Annotated in this window: 4 protein-coding genes, 4 tRNA genes and 1 pseudogene; 2 read left to right on the top strand and 7 right to left on the bottom strand. The window is 50.3% G+C overall.

From position 1 onward, the window contains the following. The 5 genes from tuf to OGW16_RS03700 all read right to left on the bottom strand — a co-directional run. Positions 1-1,169 (bottom strand): elongation factor Tu (gene tuf / locus OGW16_RS03720; protein WP_286502589.1); only part of this gene is annotated, 1,169 nt, incomplete at its 3' end. 118 nt (positions 1,170-1,287) lie between these two features. Beyond that, a tRNA-Thr gene (locus tag OGW16_RS03715) sits at positions 1,288-1,363 on the bottom strand. A 5-nt stretch (positions 1,364-1,368) separates the two neighbouring features. Further along, positions 1,369-1,443 (bottom strand) — tRNA-Gly (locus OGW16_RS03710). 114 nt (positions 1,444-1,557) lie between these two features. Beyond that, positions 1,558-1,642 (bottom strand) — tRNA-Tyr (locus tag OGW16_RS03705). Between the two features lie 8 nt (positions 1,643-1,650). Next, a tRNA-Thr gene (locus tag OGW16_RS03700) sits at positions 1,651-1,726 on the bottom strand. 19 nt (positions 1,727-1,745) lie between these two features. Here OGW16_RS03700 and OGW16_RS03695 point away from each other — a divergent pair. Together OGW16_RS03695 and coaA are read left to right on the top strand one after the other, a co-directional pair. Further along, positions 1,746-1,826 (top strand): annotated as a pseudogene (locus tag OGW16_RS03695) (hypothetical protein); the annotation flags it as partial. Between the two features lie 290 nt (positions 1,827-2,116). Then, positions 2,117-3,067: a type I pantothenate kinase gene (gene coaA, locus OGW16_RS03690; protein ID WP_286517917.1), complete on the top strand. Its 951-nt coding sequence runs from the start codon at positions 2,117-2,119 to the stop codon at positions 3,065-3,067. Positions 3,068-3,099: 32 nt separating this feature from the next. On the opposite strand, the gene birA is transcribed toward coaA, so the two are convergent. Both birA and murB read right to left on the bottom strand, forming a co-directional pair. After that, positions 3,100-4,062 carry a bifunctional biotin--[acetyl-CoA-carboxylase] ligase/biotin operon repressor BirA gene (birA, locus tag OGW16_RS03685; protein ID WP_043018016.1) on the bottom strand — a complete coding sequence of 321 codons (963 nt, stop codon included), beginning with the start codon at positions 4,060-4,062 and terminating at the stop codon, positions 3,100-3,102. Then, the gene (murB, locus tag OGW16_RS03680) at positions 4,059-5,087 is read right to left on the bottom strand and encodes a UDP-N-acetylmuramate dehydrogenase (protein ID WP_181230911.1); all 1,029 of its coding nucleotides are present in this window, start codon (positions 5,085-5,087) and stop codon (positions 4,059-4,061) included. The genes birA and murB overlap by 4 nt, the downstream gene beginning before the upstream one ends. Between the last annotated feature and the right edge of the window lie 234 nt (positions 5,088-5,321).

Raw genomic sequence — 5,321 nt, 5'->3', positions numbered from 1 at the left:
GCAACAACGCCCGCACCAACAGTACGGCCGCCTTCACGGATTGCGAAACGCAGACCGTCGTCCATCGCGATTGGGTGGATCAGGGTAACAACCATTTTGATGTTGTCGCCCGGCATTACCATCTCAACGCCTTCCGGCAGTTCGATGGTACCAGTCACGTCAGTAGTACGGAAGTAGAACTGCGGACGGTAGCCTTTGAAGAACGGAGTATGACGGCCGCCTTCGTCTTTGGACAGAATGTACACTTCAGATTCGAACTTGGTGTGCGGCTTGATAGAGCCCGGCTTAGCCAGTACCTGACCACGTTCGATTTCTTCACGTTTGATACCACGCAGCAGGACACCAACGTTCTCACCAGCACGGCCTTCGTCCAGCAGTTTGCGGAACATTTCAACGCCGGTACAAGTAGACTTAGCAGTGTCCTTGATACCAACGATTTCAACTTCTTCACCAACTTTGATGATACCGCGCTCTACACGACCGGTAACAACGGTACCACGACCGGAGATGGAGAATACGTCTTCGATAGGCAGCAGGAACGGCTTGTCAATCGCACGCTCTGGTTCTGGGATGTAAGAATCCAGGAAGCCAGCCAGTTCGATGATTTTCGCTTCCCACTCTGCGTCGCCTTCCAGCGCTTTCAGAGCAGAACCACGAACGATCGGCGTGTCGTCGCCCGGGAAATCGTACTGAGACAGAAGTTCACGAACTTCCATTTCTACCAGTTCCAGCAGCTCTTCGTCATCAACCATGTCGCATTTGTTCAGGAACACGATGATGTACGGAACGCCTACCTGACGACCCAGCAGGATGTGCTCACGAGTCTGCGGCATCGGGCCGTCAGTCGCAGCAACAACCAGGATCGCGCCGTCCATCTGCGCAGCACCGGTGATCATGTTTTTAACATAGTCGGCGTGGCCCGGGCAGTCTACGTGTGCGTAGTGGCGAGTCGGGGTGTCATATTCAACGTGAGAAGTGTTGATGGTGATACCACGTGCTTTTTCTTCCGGCGCGTTATCGATCTGATCGAATGCGCGAGCAGCACCGCCGTAGGTTTTAGCCAGTACGGTAGTGATTGCAGCGGTCAGCGTTGTTTTACCATGGTCAACGTGGCCGATAGTACCGACGTTAACGTGCGGTTTAGTACGTTCAAATTTTTCTTTAGACATCGATTGTCCCTCTAAGACACGGATAAATCGGTGATATCACCACATCAACCAGGCAATATGCCTGAGCTGTTGAATGCTTTTAAAAGTAAACAGAGAGAAACGGGAAGGAGAAGTGAAGTGGTGCTGATACCCAGAGTCGAACTGGGGACCTCACCCTTACCAAGGGTGCGCTCTACCAACTGAGCCATATCAGCACGTCTGGAGCGGGCAGCGGGAATCGAACCCGCATCATCAGCTTGGAAGGCTGAGGTAATAGCCATTATACGATGCCCGCATCCTGAAACTCGGCTACCCAGTTCTTTCTGTAACAAAAAAGAGATTTCTCTCTTTTCTGTTCGAGCTGATTAATTTTTTAACCAACTCAGGCGGCGATAACGCTGCCAGAAAGTGGTGGTGGGGGAAGGATTCGAACCTTCGAAGTCTGTGACGGCAGATTTACAGTCTGCTCCCTTTGGCCGCTCGGGAACCCCACCGGACTTGATGGTGCCGACTACCGGAATCGAACTGGTGACCTACTGATTACAAGTCAGTTGCTCTACCTACTGAGCTAAGTCGGCATCAAGTAGCGCGCATTTTATGGAGACATGCGCACTCATGCAACTAAAAAATTGCATAAAATGTTCTATCGCTCACATTTTGCACTATGCGACCGATAAATAATCTATTTCCTCTTTAGATTGGACAAATTTCCAACGCCAGGCGCGTTCCCTGAGGGGCATTTTGCTCCGGCACGCAGTAATCAATAGAGAGAAAGTGCATCTTTATACATCTGGAATAGCCGTCACATTGCGTTTCAGGGGAAGATTTTTTCTTATTATTCCCTCCCATCTGGTGTTACCCTCCTGCCCATTGTCCAAATTAACTGAAATGTGCGTGCCATTGCGTACCGGGGATGATTTCGTTTTTTACCGCAGACCTGATATAGCAATGACAGCCAGACCATGCGTATGAGTATAAAAGAGCAAGCGTTAACGTCGCCTTACCTACAGTTTGATCGCAACCAGTGGGCTGCGCTTCGTGATTCCGTGCCGATGACCCTGACCGAGGAAGAGATTGCTCGTCTGAAAGGCATTAACGAAGACTTATCGCTGGAAGAAGTTGCCGAGATTTATTTGCCTCTATCGCGTTTGCTAAATTTTTACATCAGTTCGAACCTGCGGCGTCAGGCTGTGCTGGAACAATTTTTAGGCACCAACGGCGAGCGTATTCCTTATATTATTAGCATTGCTGGTAGCGTCGCTGTCGGCAAAAGTACGACTGCGCGTGTATTGCAGGCGCTGCTGAGTCGCTGGCCCGAGCATCGTAAGGTTGAGCTGATTACTACCGATGGTTTTCTTCATCCGAACCAGGTATTGAAAGAACGTGGGCTCATGAAGAAGAAAGGCTTCCCTCAGTCCTATGATATGCACCGTCTGGTTAAATTCGTTTCCGATCTGAAGTCTGGCGTCCCCAACGTTACGGCGCCGGTCTATTCTCATCTGATCTATGATGTGATCCCTGACGGTGACAAAACCGTTGCCCAGCCCGACATATTAATCCTCGAAGGGCTCAATGTATTACAAAGCGGGATGGACTATCCTCACGATCCACATCATGTATTTGTTTCTGACTTTGTCGACTTTTCTATTTATGTTGATGCGCCAGAAGAATTACTCCAGACGTGGTATATCAACCGCTTCCTGAAATTCCGCGAAGGGGCATTTACCAACCCAGACTCTTATTTCCATAACTATGCGAAATTGTCGGAAGACGAGGCAATCAACACCGCCACATCGCTTTGGAAAGAAATTAACTGGATGAATTTAAAGCAGAATATTTTACCAACGCGTGAAAGAGCCAGCTTAATTATGACCAAAAGCGCCAATCATGCCGTTGAGCAAGTCAGGCTGCGTAAATAAATAAAAAAGGGGAGCCTCAGCTCCCCTTCTTATTATTCAGCACTTCTCAGCGATATTTCCCCACCCATCCAGGGTTTTATCACGCCATTTTGTTCAAGCAGTAATGCGCCTTGCGCATCTATTCCACGAGATATACCAAATATTTCTTTATCGCCAATAATGAGTTTTACCGGACGGTCGATAAAGTTGTCCAGCTTCTTCCAGCGGGACAGATACGGCGCCAGGCCCTCATGCTCAAACAGTATCAGGGCAGCGCGCAGCTCGCGGATCAACCGGGCAGCCAGAGTATTGCGGTCAATGTTAATACCCGCTTCCTGCAGGTTAATCCAGCCTTGATTAACCACATTCTCTTCAACCCGACGCATAGACATATTAATACCCGCACCAATAACAATTTGCGCGGCATCGCCTGTCTTACCAGTGAGTTCAACCAGAATCCCTGCCAGTTTACGGTCGAGTAAATAGAGATCGTTGGGCCACTTTACACGTACCTTATCCGCACCCAGATCGCGCAAAACCTCAGCCATGACAATACCAATCACCAGGCTCAGGCCAATCGCGGCTGCCGGTCCTTGTTCCAGTCGCCAGAACATTGAAAGGTACAGATTGGCGCCAAAGGGAGAAAACCATTTACGTCCACGACGACCACGACCTGCATGCTGATACTCAGCGACGCAGGCATCCCCTGACTGCAGTTGACCAATTCGGTCCATCAGGTACTGATTGGTTGAATCGATAACTGGCAGGACCGTTATATTCCCGCCATCCAGTTGAGAATAAATACGCGATGAATCTAAAAGCTGGATAGGCTCAGGTAAGCTGTATCCTTTACCAGGGACCGTAAAGACATCAACCCCCCAGTCACGTAGCGTCTGGACATGTTTATTAATTGCCGCACGGCTCATTCCCAGCTTTTCGCCGAGTTGCTCACCGGAGTGAAATTCGCCATCGGCCAATAATGAAATAAGCGTCAGGGGGACGGTATTATCCTTCATGCAACGATCTCCACGGCATTCACTTCACCCTGCGGACCAATAAACCGGACTTCTGGCTCGAGCCAGACATTGAATTTCTCACCGACTTTTTGGCGTACGTGATGTGCAAGTTGCACCACATCCTGACTCGTCGCATGCTCTGCATTGATCAGCACGAGTGCCTGCTGCTGATGTACCGCTGCGCCACCAATGCGCATACCTTTTAGCTGGCACTGATCGATAAGCCAGCCAGCTGCCAGTTTCACAGAACCATCGGCCTGCGGGTAATGAGGCGCTGTAGGGAATTTTGCCAGGAGCTCCTGCGCAATATCTGCGGTGACAACCGGGTTTTTAAAGAAGCTTCCTGCATTACCGTTCACTTTTGGATCGGGCAGCTTTGTCGTGCGCATATGGCAAACAGAGTCAAAAACCTGCTGAGGTGTCACGGTGGCAGGATCCAGACGCGTCAGGTCACCGTAAGTCAAAACAGGCTGCCACTGTTTAGGCAAGCGCAGACCAACGGCGACAATAGCGAAACGATCCTGATACTCATGCTTGAAGATGCTGTCACGGTAACCAAATCGACATTCTGCAGCGTTAACGCGCAGATGTTTGCCGGTCGAAAGCTCTACGCAGTCTACGTATTCACAGACGCGCTGCAGCTCTACGCCATAGGCACCAATATTCTGGATTGGCGATGAACCCACGCAGCCGGGGATAAGCGCCAAATTTTCCAGGCCAGGCATGTTGTGCTCCAACGCATAGCGCACCAACTGATGCCAGTTTTCACCCGCGCCTACGTGTAAATGCCACGCATCAGGTTGTTCAGTAATCTCTATCCCCTTGATACGGTTGACGATCACCGTTCCATGGAAGGTATCAAGAAACAGGACGTTACTCCCCTCGCCCAGGATCAGTACTGGATGATGTGATGCCTTGGCTGATTGCCAGGCATTCAATAATTGTTGCTCATTTTCGGCGCAGACAAGTTCGTTGGCTTGTTGGTCGATGCCGAAGGTATTCCAGGCTTTAAGGGAGTGATTCATAGACGCTTTCCTGATGCAAAATCGCGCTTAGTTTACCGCATATGCCGCAGGATGGCTTGTGTTATGGAGGCATGTTGCTTTGCACCCGATGGCGCCGCGATGTGCCTGATGCGCTGCGCTTATCAGGCCTGCAAAATACGTTCAGTCCGGCGGGTTTCACTCCGTACAGACGCAAAAAAGCCCATCCGTCAGGATGGGCTTCTTCACTTGTTTGATGCCTGGCAGTTCCCTACT

It is taken from the genome of Citrobacter sp. Ce104, from assembly GCF_030334595.1.
In the GTDB taxonomy this organism is placed as follows: Bacteria; Pseudomonadota; Gammaproteobacteria; order Enterobacterales; family Enterobacteriaceae; genus Citrobacter; species Citrobacter europaeus.
Note: the sequence above shows the minus strand (reverse complement) of the source record. Positions and strands in the feature narration are given on the sequence as shown.

Bases quoted from the DNA above. Each gene is read 5' to 3' on its own strand.
- coaA (WP_286517917.1), top strand. From the start codon at position 2,117: ATGAGTATAAAAGAGCAAGCGTTAACGTCGCCTTACCTACAGTTTGAT.
- birA (WP_043018016.1), bottom strand. From the start codon at position 4,062: ATGAAGGATAATACCGTCCCCCTGACGCTTATTTCATTATTGGCCGAT.
- murB (WP_181230911.1), bottom strand. From the start codon at position 5,087: ATGAATCACTCCCTTAAAGCCTGGAATACCTTCGGCATCGACCAACAA.